Raw genomic sequence first — 18,753 nt, forward strand, 5'->3', positions numbered from 1 at the left:
AGAAATGAGAAACAATAAACAATAACTTGACCCCAAGAGAGCCTTATCGTTTTCTTAAAGTCAATTGGTTTCACCGTTTTTGTAGGTACTTAAGACATGGTCGCAACCCGCGTTGCTGGGAACGAAGTAAAATCGATGGTGCGCCAAGGCGCCCGGAAACGCCTGTGTTTTGGCTTTTGTCTCGATAAAAATAACGACCCCGTGCTGATGACCGAACCTGGCAACAAGGCCGAAGCCCTTAGTGCGCAAATGAAAAAAGTCGGTGGCGAGCCTCCAATGATCTGGGGCACTTTTTTTGTGCAGTCAGATGAAATGGAGATGGTTTGCGAAAAAGTGTCCGCAAAAGTCATCAAACAGCTGAAACAGTTCCTGAAAAAGAATCAGCCCAAGGTAAATGTGCTGTTCTACGATAAAGGCCGCAACCTGCTGGACAGCCTGAAACCAGAGAAGTCCAACTCCGTTGTAACCGACGATAAGGTCTCGGATTTAGCCCCTCCCACAGGTAGCGAGGACGGCGCTCAGGATCTGATAAAACGACTAAAGAAAATTCGCCCCCGCATTGCATTGGCGCCGGGACCTTTGGAAACGAAATTGAACCGCGCGCTGGCCAAGGCTGTAGGGCAAATCAACGGTGGCAAACTGCAAGAGGCTGAAACGCTCACCTCGATGATCGAAATGGCGTTGGCCAAGATCGGTAAAACTGCTGAAAGCGATGAGCTCACTCAGTCCAAGGCGCAGTTAAACCGGGATAAAATGTCGCTGGGCGCCGGTGTTAAGCGTGCGCAGGCCTTGCGGGCCAATGTTGCCCGAAGCCCCGGCCAGGCACGCGGCAAACTGGACCGTGCAATCCATCAGGCCGCACGGTTGCTAAAGTCCCGTGATTTGCAGGGGGCCAACAAGATGATGGACAAGATTGAAAAAGCATTGGCGACGATCAGTTGACCAAAACAACGGAGACGCAGATGAAATTTAGATCCTTAGGTGCTGCATTATTGCTGGCAGTTCAGCCGATGATCGGACAGGCCGAAACAGGCCAGTTAATGGTCGAATTGAACAAAGTAGAAGAGATCGACGGCGGCGGATGCCGGGCGTTCTTTCTGTTTCGGAACCAAACTGAGAAGAGCTTTGCCGGCTTTGAAATGTCACTGGCCATTCTGGATGGACAAGGCGTGATTGACCGGTTGCTGTCGATTGATGCTTCACCCCTGCCGGTGCAACGTACAACTTTGAAATTATTCGAGATCCCTGAAATTTCATGCACCAACATCTCGGAAATTCTGCTGCATGATGTAACCTCGTGCCAGCCGCAGAACGAAGATCAGATGGACTGTTTCCCTATTCTTGATCTGGGTTCCAAAACCTCTGCTCAGCTGGTGAAATAACGATGGGTGGCCTTTTGGAAATGCTGATCACCGGCGGCCCGGTGATCATGCTGCTGGCGGTAATGTCCGTCTTCTCGCTGTCTCTGATCGGCGTCAAACTGGTACAATTGTGGCCAGTACGATCGGGCGAGGACAATCGCAAACGAGCCTTGAACCTCTGGAAGGAAGGCAAATCGGATAAAGCCATGGCAGCTATGGCAGATGGTTATGCCCCTGCCGATCGGGTGATGACCTACGCCATGCAGGCCTTAAGCAAAGGTTTGAACGGCCCCCGTCTTGAGGGTGAGCTGATGCGCCGTGGCAACGAAGAAGTGACGCAAATGAATAGCCTGATCCGGCTGCTAGAGCTGATCGCCATGGTGTCGCCTCTGCTGGGGTTGTTGGGCACGGTTTTGGGGATGATCCAGTCATTTCAAGAGCTGGAACTGGCGCAGGGTGCAGCCAATGCGTCGGTGCTGGCCGGCGGGATCTGGCAGGCGCTGCTGACCACCGCTGCTGGGTTATTGGTGGCCATACCTGCGGCTATAGCTGCCGGTCTGTTTTCCGCGCGAATTGATGGGGCTGCGCAGCTGATCGAAAACGCCGTGGGGCGTTTGTTACTGGCAAATGAAAGCCGTTAGCGGAGGTTAGCCCATGAACCTCAGGCGGCCGCCACCCCAAGGTGCCCTGATCTCGCTGGTGCCGATGATCGACGTGATGTTGATCCTGTTGGTGTTCTTTATGGTCACGTCGACCTATCTGAACCTCGACATGATCCCGGCTGTGCGTCCTTCAAATGAAGGCACATCGCAGGCCTCGGCTGCGCCCGAAGGCACGATCATGGTCCGCCTTGGCGCAGACGGAGCGACAGTGGTGCAAGGCACCGCACTTGACCCCGTTGCCTTGGGTCAACGGCTATCTCAGGACTTGGCCAAGGAACCGCTGATGCAGGTGTTGATCCTGCCTTCGGGTGCCGCCCCAACTCAGGCCTTGATTTCGGTAATGGACGCCGCCGCAACCGCTGGTGTTCAGCGCCTGCGGGTTCTGCGTTTAGAGGCCCAACCATGAAGCTGAACCGCCCCAAACGCCCGATGCAATCGGAAACCATCATCGCGTTGATCGACGTGGTGTTTTTCTTGCTGGTGTTCTTTATGCTGATCGGCCGCATGGATGCCACCGCACCGTTCGAGGTGCGCCCTTCGACAGCCCAAACCGGGCGGGATATGCCAGCCGGCGGCATCACTCTGGCGATTGCCGCTGATGGGGCTTTGGCACTAGATGGCGACGAGATCAGCACAGAAGATCTGGACGCAGAGCTGACGGCTCAACTGAAACAGCAACCCGATCTGCGCCTGCGTATCAACGCCCATCGCGCCGCCGAGCTGCGCCACGTTCTGCCTTATGTCACCCGCGCCGAGGCCTTGGGCCTGCGTGATGTGGTTCTGGTGGTCACTCCCGAGCGTGACGAATGACACGCAGCCCCGCAATATGGCTTGGCGGCCTGTCCGGGTCAGCGCTGGCGCATCTGGGCTTTGCGGCTGTGTTGATGTGGTCAATGCGTCCGGATCCCGTTGACCAGCAACCCAGCCCCCAAAGTGAACTACAATTGCAGGCCTACCGCGTCCCCCGTACCGAAGCCATTCCGCAGGCCCCCAAATCTGACCCCGCATCGCAAAGCGAGACACGTGGCGAAGGTGTTGCAGCCGGGGCGGTTCCGCAATCCACTGCCCAGAGCCTCACACCAGATGCGGATCAGCTTGCACAGGCCCAACCGGACAGTACTGCGCTGTCGGCGAATGTCCCGCGAACTCAACCTGCCAAGCCATTGGAGCCCCCGGCAAATACGATGCAGGCCAGCTCGGTTCCATCGTCCAAACTAACCGCAGCAGTTGCGCCAGAGGCTGTTGCGGCCAAGCCAGCTGAACCAGCAGTTTTAGAGGCCGCCAAGGCAAGCGCCACCTCTCCGACACCGCTCGCCGCTGCACCCATGCAAGCTAGCGCCGCACCGGTTTTGCTCGCTGATGCCCGCCCTGTTGCGACATCCGTTCCTGTCAGCACCCCAACTCGATCGCAGGCCCCTGAACCATCTGAGTTGGCAGCGGCCCCAGCAACGCCCAGCATTGCGCCACCGCTGACCGCAGATGCCCGTCCACTGGCCGTGGCTCAGCCAGACAGCACACCCAGCCCTGCGCAGCAGCCCAACTCAACAGCGGTACAAGAACAGCCCCCTGCCCCGGTCAAAACCTCCCTATCTGTTCCCGACGCACCGCACATCAAGGCAACACTGGCCTTCTCCGGCGAAGGCTCGGGCCAAGCTGACCCGGTTTCTGTTGCGGCCTTTCAAAGCTTCATGAGACCCGGCGATATCGCCACCACTGGTGACACACTGCGCGACGGCGTTGCAGGGATTCTGGCCGCTGTGCCGTGTTCGCGGTTGCAGGTCTTGTTTGACCCGGAAACCGCAACATTGAACCTGCGCGGTCACTTGCCAGAGGCCGGGTTGCGAGCCCCGGTTCTGGCAGCCCTGCAGGCGCAAATGGGCACCGATATTCAGGTCTCGGACCAGATGAAGCTGCTGCCTCGGCCCCAATGTGGTGCACTAGCGGGGATTTCGAATGTCGGACTGCCGCAAAGCACCGACCAGATCACCAATCCACTGCTGATTGGCGCGGACACCCATGCGCGGGTTTTAGACTATGCTGACGGCGACCGGATGTTCTTTGACCTTACCGCTCCGGACTACGACGCCTATGTCTATGTCGACTACTTTGACGCCGGCGGTTCCGTATTGCACCTGTCACCAAACGAGGTGGTGCCACTAACCTTGACCCCAGCCCAATCCCGTCTGCGCGTTGGCGCCAAGACCGCTGGCGACATTGGCCTACAAATCACGGTTGGTCCCCCCTACGGACAAGAAATTGCAGTGGCCTTTGCCGCATCACATCCGCTGTACCAAGGTCCACGCCCACTCAGCGAAGAGGCCAGTGGATATCTAAGCTGGCTATCGGACCGGGTGACCGAGGCCCGCGCCACGTATCCAGATTTCAAAGGGGAATGGGTATATTTCTTTGTGTCAACCGCAGCGCAGTAAGCACCAATCGCGCCTGCGACACTCTCTCAAACCCTATCACCTGACCAAAAACACCCAAACGCTCCCGCGCCCGCAGGAGCACTAGCTGCGCTGATCCACCTTGGCGGCCTTGGGCGTGGCACCGCGCATGCGCGGTGCCACGCCCAACGGGAGGCGCTTTCGCCAGAAAGCAAACGACGGGCGGGAGTTGCTGGGTCAAAGGTGCCTTATTGGCATCCACCTGTTGCCCAGCTTTTCAAGGCGCGTTTCATGACACCGCCAAAGGGGTGTTGTTTGGTCAATGACCGCTGCATGGTCAGGCTTAGATAGGCATTGGCTTGGGTACACAGCCGCTCTCGGTTCCATTGGTGGCAGTTCGCACAGGTTTGATCTTTCCAGTAAGCCTCGGGCAGGCCCTCGACAGGTGGGAACTCAGGTGAACCGGTAATCAATTCAGCCAGTGAAAGGCCAGACACAGCCGTCAACTCTGACGTCAGCGGGCTGGCAAATGTTATTGGCCCGGCCTCGGGCTGGGCTGGGGCTTCGTCAGCTTGGGGTTCTGCCACAGCGACGGTTTCTTCATCTTGTCCAGCCAGTGGATCCTCGCCTGTGCCCTTGCTCAACGCGGCGACTTCGGATCGGGCCATTTCTGAGTAAGTGCCACTGGGGTAGGATTGCAGGTAAGCCTCATAGGCTGCGAGGCTGCCATCGGCCTGAGCGGCCTGGAAAAGCTGGTTTTCCGCATCAGTTGGAGGGGCTACTGCATCGTTGGACGGTGGGGCCAGCTCTGCGGCGATCACCTCGGATAGCAACTGACGCGCCTCATCGGCATATTCACCGTTGGGATATCCACGCAGGAACAGGGTCAGTTGCACAGGATCACGTGTTGCCTGAACCGACTGCCAGACCTGTAGTTCACCGGCCTGAACAGGGGTGGGTTCTTCGGGCTTGGCAACAAACCGAAAGTCGCTGACCAAGGACGATGCATCCCAAGGTGTTTGCAATCCGTTGCTTTGTGTCAAAACGGACCGGCGCACCTGTTTGAACAGCTGTTCGATGGGCTGTCCTGGAACGGGGATATGATCAACCAGCGCTTTGGTGAAAGGACTGTTCTTGCCGACCCCATCCAGCGCCACGCCGCCTGGTGCAGTAGCATAGGCAAGGAATGTACCGGTGGGGGCCTTCATTTCGGCCAAACCGTTGTCGTTCAGTTCGGTGATATCGCTGAACGGGTTATTACGACAGGCATCAAGGATTACGATATTGGTGCGGTTGCGCGCCGAGGCCATCTGACGCAGCACTGATTGTGCCTCGACCGCGACCAGATCCAGATCAGCGGCGTCAGACAGCGACACATCTACCGGCAGCAAATAGTTGTTGCCAAAGCTTTGGACACCGTGGCCCGCGTAATAGAACAGTCCGGTAGCATCAGTTCCAGCATTGCGCAGGTCGCGGCCAAACTGGGCAATGGCGCGTTTCATTTCAATCTGGCTGGCATCACTTAGAAAAGTGACCTTAAACCCGACCCGCTCTAATGACTGGCTCATCAATTCAGCATCGTGAATTGGGTTGTCCAGCGGCGCCACCGAACCATATGACGAATTGCCAAAGATCAACGCCAGCCGTTCCTCGGCATTGGCACGATCGCCCCATGCCAATGGCATTGCGCCACATAGGATCAGCAATCGAAGGATCCACCAGAATTGTTTCACACTTAAAACTCCAAGCAAATTGATGATTGCGACACGCAAAGTTGCCGGAAATCATTTGGTAAAGTATTGCGCTCCTTGCCTTCGGGCGCAAGTTTCCTGTTAGTATAGACTAATCAGGTTAAGTTTGTGCTCTGACTTTTTCGTCAGAGTAGAATTTTTGATTTAATAAAAGGGGTCCCATCATGCGGCTATTTCCATCTCTCTCTGCGTTGTTGCTGATGTTTTGGCCAGGTTTTCTGTTGGCGCAAAGCCCTTTTGAAAATGGCTGGCAACTAGATCAGACGGCATCGAACATCACCTATATGTCGATCAAGAAAGGTCACGTCGCCGAGACCAACAGCTTTGCCACAGTGAACGGGCAGATTAGCGAAGACGGCACGGCAGTTCTGACCATCGCGCTGGATTCGGTGGACACCAAAGTAGATTTGCGCAATGTGCGGATGCGTTTCTTGTTTTTTGAAACCTTCTTGCACCCTCAGGCCATTGTCACCACGCATCTGGACGCAGAAGTCCTGAGCGATCTGGCAAGCCTGCGCAGAAAAGAAATTACGCTGCCTTTTAGTCTGTCTTTACATGGAGTTAAGGCCGAGCTGAGCGCGCCTGTTATCGTGTCTTTGCTGTCCAATGACCGGATCAACGTTGCCACCGTCAAACCAATTCCTATTCTGATGAAGGACTTCGGATTTGAGCCCGGCCGTGTGAAGCTGGAAGAAGCAGCTGGTGTTACGATTACTCCGCTTGCCATCGTGAGCCTGAACCTGACGTTTGACCGCACTACACCCGGCTCTGCGCCGGCCCTGGCTGATCCGGTTGTCACCGCCTCTACCGCGATGGAGACCGAAGGCAATTTCGACCGCACCGCCTGTGTGGGTCGATTTGAGATCCTGTCACGCACCGGCAGCATCAATTTTGCGCCTGCTGCGGCTAAACTAGAGGCAAGCTCGACCGCGATGCTGGACACGCTGTATGACGTCGTAAGCCGTTGTCCGGATCTGGTCATCGAGATCGGCGGCCATACCGATAGTTTCGGCAAGGCCGGGCCAAACCTGCGACTGAGTGAACGCCGTGCCAACGCAGTTTCGGAATACCTGCAAGGCAAAGGGATTCCTGCCGAGCGCATGAATGTGGCCGGGTATGGCGAGACAAAACCACTGGTGCCCAACAACACCGCGCAGAACCGGGCCAAGAACCGCCGGATCGAGTTTTCTGTAGTAAACTAAGGGCCCCCTGCCCTCCCCTGCCCCGCTTTTGCTGGTATAAATCATCGGGTAACCCACGGGTTACCCGGCTTGCACGATCCGCTCAAATGCCCGCAGTGCACGCGACAGAACCTCGGTTCTGAGGCTAGAAAAGTCGACATCTGCGCGGATCACACACTCCCCTACCCTACCGGTTATGTGGGTATTGCCCACTTTGAACTGCCGTTCTTTGGCTGTGCTTTTGGCGGACGCTTCGCGAAAGGACAGCAAATACTGAGCAAAAACAGCACCTTGCATGCTGCCGCTGTCACAGACCCGCAGGTTATCACGCAAATCTTCGGCGGTTTCGGGTGCATTTTTCAGCCTCCTTGATACCGCAACACCCTGATTTCGTGAGATTCTCTCGGGGTATTGCACAGTATCACCCAAGACCTGCAACAGGTGGATAAAACTACGAATGTAGGACCGCTTCATCTTGTGCAGCGAACCGTATAGCCGGGACACCACCTCCTCTACCCCCAGTTCTTGCAATTCCGGGTCAGCCGCGGCGGTCAGCGCCAGTTGAGCCATCTCGCCAAAGCTGAGAGCCTTATGCAGTAAGTTGCTTTCGACCATGTCGATGTACAGCTCTATCCGTGCCTCCTTGAGCCCGGTCAGGCGCGCAGTGATCATCGGAGCGGCCTCCCCCTGCTCTTGGGCCAATTGCTGGAGCGCCGTCAAGCGGCGCCATCCTGAAACCAGTTGATAGCAATCCTGCGCATCCCGACAGACTGTCACAGGCGTGCGTTGACCACGTAGCCGCAGTGAGGCCTTGAGCTCCTCCATCTCCTCTGACCCCTCCTGCCCTTTCAAATTCAGCCGGTCACGCGGCAGGTCACTGCTGTGGATCTGATCCAGCGGCAGCTCACGCGGACGCAGAATGCGGTAAGCTGGTTTGTCTGGGGTCTTATCCGTGGTCTGGGTTTGGGTGCGCATCTATCTGGACCTTGGCAGCTGAGAGTCCAAGTAAGGTAGCGACAAGGTATTTCGGTGGGGTGACAACGGCGAACGCAGATGGTATCCAAATGCAACACCCCCCGCAGTTTCGCAAGACGATGGTCACTGGTAGGACGCCGGTCAGGCTCTAACCGGGGGGTTAGAGCCTGAAATTTGCCAGATGATGAACCTAGCTGTCGTCTTCGGCCTGACTGTCCAACGCTTCAAAAAAGGCTGCGATTGCGCCTTCGAGGCGGCGTTGATCAATGGTCGAAAAGTCCTTGGCCATGGCCATTTCGATACGTCCATTACGTGCCAAACAGCGTACTGTCCCCGCGGGGACAGTACAGCGCAGGGTAGTCTTGGCACTGTCCACACGCGGGGCCGGTTTGGTCGAACGGCTGCTGGGTTTGTCCAGCGCCGCGCGCAGAATGGCCAGTTCATCCTCGGCCGTTTGGGGCAGGGCGATCTGCAAGTTTTCGCGTAATGCCACCTGATGGGCAGGGGCCTCGGAAAGTCGCTTTTTTAGATCAAGCCCCAGCGCGCGCGGGATCGCCTCGGGGAATTTCAGGTCAGCTCCGATCCATTCCAGCAACTCAGCGAAGTGACGCACGTAGCTGCGTTTCTGTCGGCCGGTGGAAGCGTAGAGAATGCTGATGGCCTGATCCAATGTCGTGGCCTCGGTCGCGTTGTCCTGCACATAGGAGAGCGCGAGTTGGGCCATTTCGGCAAAAGAGATATCGCGGCGCACCAGGTTTTCGTCGACCATGCGCCGGTACAGACCTTGCAGCGTTTCACCCTGGGCGACCAGGCCGGCAGGGATGGCGGCGTACATCTCGTCGCCGGTTTCGTCGTGCAGCGCGCGATAGGCGGACAGGCGGCGAAAGCCCTGAACCAGTTGATAGCCGTCACCGTCCTGTTCCACGCGAATAGGGTTCGATAGACCAAGGGTGCGGATCGATTCAATCAGCTCGGCCAGATCCGGATCGCGGGTCTGGCTGCGGTCACGCGTCAGCTTAGTTGTTTTGATTTGATCCAGCGGGATACGGTCGACCACCAGACCCAGCTTTTTGAGCCGCACAAACTCATGTGCCAGCCGGTCGTTTTCAGCGCGGATTTTCCGTTCCGCATCTGCGCGCACACGCAGCGCATCGGCGTTTTCAGAAATGGCCTTGGCCATTGGGCCGCGGCGGGTCTCGGCGGGTTCTGGCATCTCTGTCCCCGCGGGGACAGTTGGGGCAGGGGCCTCGACCGGGTCCGGTGAAAAGTTGATGTCAAAGACGCGTCGCTTGCTCATGCCTCATCCTCCAGACCATCCCAGGCCAACAGGGCATTGGTTTTGAATTCAGCATAGGCCTGATCAAATGACGCCCGTGCCCGGCGCCAAGTTTCGCGGGTCATATCGCGATAATCAATTTCATAGATCGAACTAAGGAAGCGGCCGGACTGTTCCACCGCGCGGGTCATTTCGATCGGGTGATCTGCTAGCCGTTCGCCGAACACCTTGCCAAAGGCATCACGCATAGCGCGGTGCAGATCGTTGCCGGATTCGTAGCGTGTCAGCAGGAACCGCACGTCCTGAAAGACCTTGGGCAGGGTAGCTGTCCCCGCGGGGACAACACCGTTGAACGCTGACAAATCCTCTAATGCTTCGGACAGCTGGCCAATGAACGAGGTGGTGGAGTCATATTCCCAGTAGCCGGGGCCGGAGGGGATGTAGAGCATGTCGGCGGCAAACACCGCGTTCATAGATTGGTAACCAATTGCCGGCGGGCAGTCGAAGATCATCATGTCGTAATCTTCAGCCGGGATCTGATCGAGATACCGCGACACCGCGGCAAAGAAAGACCACTCGGGGTTTAGGTGCCGATACTGGGCGCTGGCAAATTCAACAAAGGCGGCATTGGCACAGCTCGGGATCAGGTCGATGGTGGGCCAGCTGGTGGGTTTGATAAAGTCACTGACCCGCAGGTCCTGCAACCCCATGTCGGTGATTGCCTCGGGCAGGCGACGGTCGGGCAGGGCGGCGCCAGACTCGGCCCCCTGAGACGTCGCGTTCATCCGTTCGGTCTCACGCACCAGATCACGGGCCATGATGCCCCAGACAGTGTAATCCTCGGTCACGTCGTTCAGCCCCATGGAGTGGGACAACGTCGCCTGCGGGTCAAAGTCAACGCAAAGCACCCGGTAGCCATCTAAAGCGGCGGCATGGGCAAAGTGCAGCGCCACGGTGGATTTACCGGCACCACCCTTGAAGTTAGAGATCGCCACCCGCAGCGCCCGCTTGCCTGCCGGACGGTCCGGCATCAGCGACTTGCGGTTCACCTTGATGCGGCGGCGCAGCTCGTTGATCTCTTCCAGTGAATACCAACGCTGGCGACCGTCAGCTTCCACCTGGCCTTGGGGCAAGCTGGGGTCAGCGGCCAGGCGTCCGCGCAGGGTGGATTGGTTGGCCTTGAATATCAGCTCGGCCACTTCCCAGCTGGAAAACCGGCGTAGCTTTTTCTCCATCTCAGGAGAGAATGTCTGCTGCCTGATCCAGCTTTGCATCTTGAGCGATTGCGCCTGCATTTGTGACAGGTCTTCATGGGTAAACATTTGCGGTCCTCATCTCTGCTCGACGTTTGCGTTTTTTAGTGGACGCAAATTCCGCCTTACAGGTTATTTACGGCGAATTTGCAAAAAACGCAAAAACTATTATCGTATTGTAAAGGGGTTTGTCCCCGCGGGGACGTAGCCCTGTATAGCTGTCTGAACCGCGGCGAACCGATTCGGAGCAACGGGTGCTAGACGATTCGAAATGCTTGATTTGAAGGGTCTATTTAGGGGGACATGATTTACCCCCCACTGCATATTGGGGGACATTTTCGCGACATTAGGGGACAGACAGGGTGTCCCCTAATACCATTAATACCAATATTTCTTTTGAAATAGAGATTAAGCCCGACCAACAATTCACAGAGTGCTTGACAGAATCGAGCAAATGGACGCAAATCAGGTAAGTTAGATGAAAAGCGCTGAGTTGCTCTAGGTCTTGCACCCACAAGGGAGCCATCCAGCGTTAACACTCTACCATGATCCGGGCCAGTGAAGCCGGGACACCTGAGGTACAGACCTGCCGAAGTGCGGGATGCGAAACGAGGGCAGAGATGCTTGTCACCAAACCAGCCGGGCGCAATGCCTCGGTTATCAAATATGATATCCTCACAGCGCTGGGAACGCACGCCTTAGCGTTGGATAAGGGCAAGCAGCGATTGGTGCTGCGTTTCATGACCCTGATGACAGCCCGTTATAACTGGACCCGAGATGAGCTGGCTGTGGGCCAACGCGAAATCGCCCGCATGTGGCATGTTGATGAACGCACGGTAAAACGAGAGATGGCCAAGCTACGCGCCTTGCGCTGGCTGGTGGTCAAACGACAGGGCTATCGGGGCAGAGTTACTGAATACGGGATCAATTTGGATCGCATTCTCAGTGACACTCAGGATATCTGGGGCGCAGTAGGTCCTGACTTTGAACACCGGTTAAGTGGAGATGATACCCCCGCCAGCAATGTGGTGCCAATCCCGGTGAGCAGTGCAGCCCCGGCACCGGATCTGTCTGATGGCAATGAATGGAGCCTTGTGAAAGGGGTGATGCATGCCGAAGACCCAGCAGGCTATGCTTCGTGGATTCAAGCGCTTACTCGGCAAGGGAGAGCAGGGAGACGGTTGACCCTGCTGGCGCCAAGTCGGTTCCACGCCACCTATGTGATGGCGCATCTGATGCCGCGGCTGCTCGCTGCCTGTCGCGATGTCGATCCCGGTGTGGATGAGATTGTGGTGGTGTCGTGATGGTTGCGGTGGCTCTCTGTCACTTATAGGAGAGGCTGCGGACGCAGGCCGGTCCGGGGATCAGGAGTAAGCAAGTGAAGAACAGTGCGGCAGATCGGATCTGTGTGATTGGACTGGGCTATGTCGGCTTGCCCTTGGCGGTAGAGTTCGGCAAGCATCGCGAAGTGGTTGGCTTTGACATCAACCAGACCCGGATTGAACAGCTGGGCACAGGCCATGACCTGACACGCGAAATTGAGCCTTATGAGCTGGCTAAGGCTGAACACCTGACGTTCACCAGCAATGTTGCAGATATTGCGGACTGCTCGATCTACATTGTCACGGTGCCAACCCCGATCGATGCCAGTCATCGCCCTGACCTAGCGCCACTGAAACTGGCGTCGCAACTGGTGGGAGGGGTGCTGGCGCCGGGTGACATCGTTATCTACGAATCCACCGTTTACCCCGGCGCCACCGAGGAGGATTGCGTTCCTATCCTTGAGGCGCACTCAAAGCTGATGTTCAATCGCGATTTCTACGTGGGCTACAGCCCTGAACGGATCAATCCCGGTGACAAGACCCATCGGCTGCCCAATATCGTCAAAGTGACTTCTGGCTCGACGCCTGAGACAGCTGAGCGTGTTGATGCGTTGTACCGCGAGATTGTCACTGCAGGCACCTATCGCGCCGAGAGCATTCGCGTGGCCGAGGCGGCCAAGGTGATTGAGAACAGCCAGCGTGACATCAACATTGCGCTGATCAACGAACTGGCCAAGATCTTTAACAAGTTGGATATCGACACCGAAGCGGTGTTGCGTGCGGCGGGGAGCAAGTGGAACTTTCTGCCGTTCCGTCCCGGACTGGTGGGGGGGCACTGTATTGGGGTTGATCCCTCTTACCTGACCCACAAGGCCGAGCGGCATGGCTATTACCCGGAGATCCTGCTGGCTGGCCGACGGTTGAATGATGGTATGGGCGATTATGTGGCCCAACAGATGATCAAGGCGATGCTAAAGCGTCGGATCCAGATGGCAGATGCCCGTGTGTTGGTTCTGGGGCTGACGTTCAAGGAAAACTGCCCGGACCTGCGCAATACGCGGGTGATCGACGTGGTTCGAGGCCTAGAGGAGTTTGGCGTTGCAGTGGATGTTCACGATCCCAATGTCGCGCAAGCTGATGCGCAGGCTGAGTTTGACCTGGAATTGGTCCAAGAGCCAGCTCAGGGTGTTTATGACGGCATTGTACTGGCTGTGGCCCATGATGAATTCCGCGCCATGGATGAGGCCTCTATCCGCGCTCTGGGCCGGGCTGAGGCTCTTGTCTATGATTTGAAGTATGTTTTGCCGCCAGAACAATCAGATTTGCGCCTTTAGGTGCACTGAATTGCGATACGTGGACAAAAAAGCCCCCTGCAACGATTGCGGGAGGCTTTTGGTTTTAAGATAAGGCTGAAACGACCTTTAGCTCCGCAATTTGAGAGATTTCGATGCTGCCGTCGTTGCTGACCTTGATCCGGCTGCCGGTATCCAGTTGATCCAAGCCTTTGCAGGCGACCAGCATCAGGATGTCCTTCTCGCGGGCGACAATCGCCATATGGCTAAGCCAGCCGCCCACTTCGGACAAGACCGCGCCAGAGCGTTGCACCCATGGCAGCCAGGCTGGGTTGATCATACGGCAGACAAGAATGTCGCCATCCCGGAACCCGTCAAAGGTGGCCGGATCAACAGAGCTTTCGTCTTCAACCCAGAATACCCGACCTGTGACACTGCCTTCGCCGGACACACAGGTGCCGCCAAGACTGCCATCGCCAGCCTGAGCCAGCTTGCCCAGTGACAGCATTTCACAGTCGCGCAGGGTCAGGCTGACCTCAGTCGGTGCCGACTTCTTGCGTAGTTCGGCCTGATGTTTGCGGTCTTGGGCGGTCTGACGGGCATCGGACTGATCCCAATCAGCGGTTAGAACTTCATCCAGCGTCAGATGGAAGATCAGATCGTCCAATTTGGTGACACGGCCAAGCGCCAACACAGCGCGGCGGATTTCAGCTACGATGCGCAGGGCCTCATGTTTGGCCTGTTCCTTTAGATCCTGGAACGCCACTGCCAGTTCCAGAACCTCGCTCAGCTCACCTGGTAGGTTGGCTGGCGGCGGGTGAGCGGTTGTGGGTTCATCAGCCGTGTCGAGCAGCGACCACAGCAGGGTAGGGGCCTCGATGTAGCGGGGCGAGCTGAGCTCGTAGTCGAAAATCGACCGGTGGCCCATCAGTTGCAACGCCTTGGTCTGGGCTGATTTTCCCTTGCAGCTGGCGATCAGAGTTGACGGTGCATTGGGCAGGGCCGCCTGCATCAGCTGGGCACGCAGCGCCGGGTCGTCCTGTGCGGCTGCACTGGCTTCGCCCATGGTGAAGCCAGCCAGAATGTTGATCTTTTCCGCCTCGACATAGATGTCCTGCACCAGCATCTGTTGCAGCGTGTCGATGGTTTCGATCAGCTTGGGCAGGGGCAGAGCAGTATAGTCAACCGCCTGCCATACGGCCAATTGGTCGGCCAGATCGGGCATCACTTCGTTGCGGAAGTGATCGGCCATCGGGCGGGCCTGTTTGCGCAGTTGCTTGGCCTTTGATGCGCTGACATTCAGCGTCATGCCTTGTTTCAGAGCCACATCAACGTAGGTTTTGCCGAACAGGTTGATCATATGGCCGTCTGGGCCCTCGGGCAGGCCGTAGGGCACTCCCAGCTGGCGGCAGGCCAGATCCACACTGCCACCTGGCGACCACATGCGGCCCATCAGCGAGAAGGACAGCGGCGTGGGGCGAGGCAGGACCTCGGACATTTCGTCCTGCGCCAGAATGGCCTGATCAGGATCTGAGTTCCCAAATCGGTCGAGCACGTTGCGCCATTCGGCCAGACGGATTTTCTCTTCCTCTGAGCCAAGGTTCAGCGTGGTGATGTCGCGGCTTTGTACGATTTGGAACTGACCGTCGGCATAGGCCCATTCCACATCCTGTGGGCAGCCAAATGTTTTTTCGATTTGGCGACCCAGTTTTAGCAAAGGCGACAGGTCCAGTGTCTGATCCTGATCGTCGTCAGCTGGCAGCCCTGTATAGCGGCCGAAACGCAGCGATGTTGGGGTGACACGGCCCGAAACCAGATCTTCGCCACAGCCATTGACCCATTCGATCATCACCATCCCGGGGGCGGTGGGGTCCTGGGTGAACATCACGCCGGCATATTCCGACTGCACCATCTGTTGCACCAGAATATTGCCTGCGTTTTCATCCGTGGCGCAGACATCATAGCTGGCGGCGCGGTCAGAGGTGAAACTGGCCACAACCTGATCCAGCGCATCGCGCATGGTGTCGGCGGTCACATCCAGAACCGAGTCAAACACGCCGGCAAAGCTCTGATCGGCGCCATCTTCGTTGCTGGCGGAACTGCGCACCGCACAGGGTTTTTCACCGGCAAGCTGCCAGATTTGCGCCGCAAAGGTGTCTTTCTGGTCTTTCGACATTTCCCGCAGGTCTGCGATCGCCTCGGAACGGACCACAACACCACCGGGAACGGGCAGGCCGGCGTTTTTCAGGATCGACAGGCGCAGGGCCTTGTTGCCCGAGGTTTCCAGCTCTTCGCTATAGCCCATGGGGATGACACCACGAGGCAGTTTACGCAGGGCGGTTTTATGTGACCGTTCTGTAATGGACTGGCGTAGTCGGCTGAACATGCCGGTGACATAGGCGCGTTGCACCAATAGTAGCGCCAAGCTGCAGCACAGATAGGCATTTGCGGCGGCGCCGAGAGCAAACACCATAGCGAACAGGGCAGGAAGCCCCAGACCCAGCCACCACATGGACTGGCGACGGGTTTTTGCCACAGCCCAGGCCAGATAGACGCCGGCAAGTGCGGTGAACAGGAGCGGTAGGATAAATGTTGGGTCGGGCTGGCCCAGATCAGACATCCACAGGAACGGAATTTGCACGGCAGAGCTGGCCTGTTGCGCGGCAGAAACGCCGAGCATCATCACCGGCAGGAACAGCAGCGCAGTCAGGTTGCGCATTGGGGTCAGCCCCTTGTCTGCATAAAACGCCTGCACTGCACGGGCCTTGCGGACCGGATCATCGGCCAGCTTCTCCTTGACGGATTTCAATTCAGCCGCGGTTTCGGCTGTGGTGATCTGATCGCGTTCGGATTTCAGCGCCACTGGTAGAACCAGCAGCCGGGTCAGTAGTGACAGGCCCAATAGCCCCAACAGGATATGGCTGCGTTCGTGCACCCAGAGCAGGCCAGTGGATACGGCTGCGATCGCCTTGTCCCATAGGCCCTGCTGGTTGGCGGCTTGCCAGTCCTGAATGTGGGGTTTGGGCGCTGGCGGAATAAAGAACTCCCATGGCAGGGTATAGCGACCACGGAAATCAAATCCCTTTTGCGCCAGTTCCAAGCCCAAAACCTGGCCCATAAAGCAGCTACGACGGTCATAGCAGGCGGCAATTGTGGGCTTGGCCGGGTCCAGCGCATCAATGCGGCGCATCAACTCGTCCGTTGGCAGGGCGCGAATGGGGATGTTTGCAGCACCCGGCAGGTGGCCGGTCTCAAAGTCACCGGGATAGCGCGTATCGACGATTTGCAGGGCTTCGGTATCCAGCAGGGATTTGAATTCATCGGTGCTGAGCAATACGTCCTTTCCCGGGTATTCAGGAATGGCGCGCAGATCAGAGAGCGATTTAACCTCGGTGTCACTAAAGCCATTGCCTTCGACAATCCATTTTTCAATTCCGCCGGAGATAAAGCGGCAATCAATACCCATTTCGGCCAGCTTTTCACAGGTCTCTGAGCTGCGGTTACCGTTATGGCAGAATAAAACTACCGGTTGATCGCCGGTTACAGGCTGTGACTGGAGAAAGTCAGGGAAACGGATATGGGTCGCTCCGGGTAAGGTTCCCATCGCGTTTTCACCCGTTTCACGGATATCATAAAACTGTGTTTCACCACTCTTCAGCAAGGCTGCGGCCTCGCTTGTTGAAATGGCCAAGGGGTGATCAAGCTGCTTGTTAAAGCTGGTTTCCTTTAGCGTCTCATCCTTGATCGTGGTGCCGGAAAACTGGGCCGGCCGCACCAATGTCGCCTGCAATCTGGCCAACTCAGCCGAGGTTTGTTGCGAATACTGCCAATAGTTGAGAGCGATCAATGCGGCAGAGATCATGACGAGTGTTGCGATCAGTTTTACTGGGTAACTCTTTGCGGGCCCGCCTTTTTTCGGTGCGAAACCAAGCTTGGTTGCGACAACCGCACCAAGGCCGGACAGCATTGCAAACCCAACGGCAAACACTTGGCCAAGGGACGATACGGACCCTATCACCAAGTCCGGCGAGGGGATCGCGAACGAAGCGGAGGGCACTACCAGAAATGTAATGGCGCACGTCGTAATTGTGCAGGTGCCTCGTAGGGCTTGGCGAAGGGCGGTGGGCATAATGTAATTTTCCACGTGTGTTCACGCCGGTCGATTGTGCGCCGGTCCATAAAAATTATGTCAAGTTGTCATGAAAACGTCACAAGTATTACCGTTTGGTTAACGTTCCGAAAAAAATCAATTAAATCGAATAGCTGTCCCAAAATTCGAGGGAAGGTTAACCTTATCTTTCGATCAATGTGACCAGACTGGTTCTGAGCTATAAATTTATTAAGCACCTGAACAGCAGCCTGAGGATTATAACATGACTTTTGCATTCACTATTTTCCGCAAGATCAGTCATCGCATCTCTATGTCTCGTCTGGCTGCTCAGCTAGGGGTTGCTGTCTTGGCCACCGGGTTAACTATACTGCCAGTGACCGCGCAGGCGGATTTGACCCTGACATTTGGCACCTATGCCGCTGACAAACCGACGGATACCGTTCGCAAATACCGACCGTTTCTCAATTTCCTGGCCGAACGGATGAGCGCGGAACTGGGTGAAACCGTCACTATCAAGATGAAGATCGCCAAGGAATATGAGGCAGGGATTGACCAGCTAGCAAGCGGAGAGGTCGATTTCGCCCGTTTTGGCCCTGCGTCCTATGTTCTTGCCATGAAGCAGAATGCGGATGTGCAGCTGGTAACTATGGAGTCCAAGAAGGGCAGCAAGCGGTTCAAGGGTGTCATCGTGGTTCATGAAGACAGCGATCTACAGTCGGTTGAGCAGTTGACTGGGCGCAGTTTTGCCTTTGGTGACGAACTGTCCACCATTGGTCGATACCTCGCCCAGTCGCATTTGCTGGAGGCTGGGATTAGTGGAGCAGAGCTGCAGGATTTTGCCTATCTGGGCCGTCATGATCTGGTAGGCGAGGCTGTAGGGGCCGGTCGGTTCTCTGCTGGCGCACTAAAAGAAAGCACTTACAAGAAATTGGTAACTAAAGGTGTCCCTATTCGGGTGTTGATGTCGTTTGACAATGTGACCAAACCTTGGCTGGCCAGCGCGAATGTATCCCCTCGTGTTGTGGAGGCAATGCGCCGTGTCATGCTGGCGTCCGAGAACGAAGAGATTGTGCGCCAGATTTCCAAGAACGGTTTTCTGGAAGGAACCGATGCTGACTACGATTTTGTGCGTCAGGCAATGACCCGAAGTAATTTATTTTGAGAACAAGAAAGACAAATTTC

Annotated in this window: 15 protein-coding genes; 10 read left to right on the forward strand and 5 right to left on the reverse strand. The window is 56.6% G+C overall.

Annotated elements, in window-relative coordinates:
• Positions 1–96: 96 nt before the first annotated feature.
• The 6 genes from DL239_RS16430 to DL239_RS16455 are packed head-to-tail and all read left to right on the forward strand — an operon-like array spanning position 97 to position 4,452.
• Positions 97–942 carry a hypothetical protein gene (locus tag DL239_RS16430; RefSeq protein ID WP_167685191.1) on the forward strand — a complete coding sequence of 282 codons (846 nt, stop codon included), beginning with the start codon at positions 97–99 and terminating at the stop codon, positions 940–942.
• 20 nt (positions 943–962) lie between these two features.
• Positions 963–1,382, forward strand: a complete 420-nt coding sequence (locus DL239_RS16435) for a hypothetical protein (RefSeq protein WP_167685192.1) — start codon at positions 963–965, stop codon at positions 1,380–1,382.
• Positions 1,383–1,384: 2 nt separating this feature from the next.
• Positions 1,385–2,002, forward strand: coding sequence for a MotA/TolQ/ExbB proton channel family protein (locus DL239_RS16440; RefSeq protein ID WP_167685193.1), 618 nt, complete (start codon positions 1,385–1,387; stop codon positions 2,000–2,002).
• A 13-nt stretch (positions 2,003–2,015) separates the two neighbouring features.
• Positions 2,016–2,429 carry an ExbD/TolR family protein gene (locus DL239_RS16445; protein ID WP_240931897.1) on the forward strand — a complete coding sequence of 138 codons (414 nt, stop codon included), beginning with the start codon at positions 2,016–2,018 and terminating at the stop codon, positions 2,427–2,429.
• Entirely contained in the window at positions 2,426–2,833 is a 408-nt protein-coding gene (locus tag DL239_RS16450; protein WP_167685194.1) for an ExbD/TolR family protein, read from the forward strand. The genes DL239_RS16445 and DL239_RS16450 overlap by 4 nt, the downstream gene beginning before the upstream one ends.
• Positions 2,830–4,452, forward strand: coding sequence for a DUF4384 domain-containing protein (locus tag DL239_RS16455; RefSeq protein WP_167685195.1), 1,623 nt, complete (start codon positions 2,830–2,832; stop codon positions 4,450–4,452). The genes DL239_RS16450 and DL239_RS16455 overlap by 4 nt, the downstream gene beginning before the upstream one ends.
• Before the next feature lie 206 nt (positions 4,453–4,658).
• Here the strand turns inward: DL239_RS16455 and DL239_RS16460 are convergent, their stop codons facing one another.
• On the reverse strand, positions 4,659–6,143 hold the full coding sequence (locus DL239_RS16460) for a caspase family protein (RefSeq protein WP_369410582.1): 1,485 nt from the start codon (positions 6,141–6,143) through the stop codon (positions 4,659–4,661).
• 182 nt (positions 6,144–6,325) lie between these two features.
• Here DL239_RS16460 and DL239_RS16465 point away from each other — a divergent pair, with 182 nt between their 5' ends.
• Positions 6,326–7,363: an OmpA family protein gene (locus tag DL239_RS16465; protein WP_206188497.1), complete on the forward strand. Its 1,038-nt coding sequence runs from the start codon at positions 6,326–6,328 to the stop codon at positions 7,361–7,363.
• Positions 7,364–7,423: 60 nt separating this feature from the next.
• Here the strand turns inward: DL239_RS16465 and DL239_RS16470 are convergent, their stop codons facing one another.
• The 3 genes from DL239_RS16470 to DL239_RS16480 form a co-directional block, all read right to left on the reverse strand.
• Positions 7,424–8,317, reverse strand: coding sequence for a ParB/RepB/Spo0J family partition protein (locus DL239_RS16470; RefSeq protein WP_167685196.1), 894 nt, complete (start codon positions 8,315–8,317; stop codon positions 7,424–7,426).
• A gap of 190 nt (positions 8,318–8,507) precedes the next feature.
• Positions 8,508–9,614 carry a ParB/RepB/Spo0J family partition protein gene (locus tag DL239_RS16475; RefSeq protein WP_167685197.1) on the reverse strand — a complete coding sequence of 369 codons (1,107 nt, stop codon included), beginning with the start codon at positions 9,612–9,614 and terminating at the stop codon, positions 8,508–8,510.
• Positions 9,611–10,915, reverse strand: coding sequence for an AAA family ATPase (locus tag DL239_RS16480; RefSeq protein WP_167685198.1), 1,305 nt, complete (start codon positions 10,913–10,915; stop codon positions 9,611–9,613). The genes DL239_RS16475 and DL239_RS16480 overlap by 4 nt, the downstream gene beginning before the upstream one ends.
• 551 nt (positions 10,916–11,466) lie before the next feature.
• Here DL239_RS16480 and DL239_RS16485 point away from each other — a divergent pair.
• Together DL239_RS16485 and tviB are read left to right on the forward strand one after the other, a co-directional pair.
• The gene (locus DL239_RS16485; RefSeq protein ID WP_167685199.1) at positions 11,467–12,150 is read left to right on the forward strand and encodes a hypothetical protein; all 684 of its coding nucleotides are present in this window, start codon (positions 11,467–11,469) and stop codon (positions 12,148–12,150) included.
• A 74-nt stretch (positions 12,151–12,224) separates the two neighbouring features.
• Entirely contained in the window at positions 12,225–13,502 is a 1,278-nt protein-coding gene (gene tviB / locus DL239_RS16490; RefSeq protein WP_167685200.1) for a Vi polysaccharide biosynthesis UDP-N-acetylglucosamine C-6 dehydrogenase TviB, read from the forward strand.
• A 64-nt stretch (positions 13,503–13,566) separates the two neighbouring features.
• Here the strand turns inward: tviB and DL239_RS16495 are convergent, their stop codons facing one another.
• On the reverse strand, positions 13,567–17,589 hold the full coding sequence (locus DL239_RS16495) for a PEP/pyruvate-binding domain-containing protein (RefSeq protein ID WP_167685201.1): 4,023 nt from the start codon (positions 17,587–17,589) through the stop codon (positions 13,567–13,569).
• A gap of 292 nt (positions 17,590–17,881) precedes the next feature.
• Here DL239_RS16495 and DL239_RS16500 point away from each other — a divergent pair, with 292 nt between their 5' ends.
• Positions 17,882–18,733 (forward strand): PhnD/SsuA/transferrin family substrate-binding protein, encoded by an 852-nt coding sequence (locus tag DL239_RS16500; protein WP_167685245.1) that lies wholly within the window; start codon positions 17,882–17,884, stop codon positions 18,731–18,733.
• Positions 18,734–18,753: the final 20 nt, after the last annotated feature.

It is taken from the genome of Parasedimentitalea denitrificans (assembly GCF_011813015.1).
GTDB classification, from domain to species: domain Bacteria; phylum Pseudomonadota; class Alphaproteobacteria; order Rhodobacterales; family Rhodobacteraceae; genus Parasedimentitalea; species Parasedimentitalea denitrificans.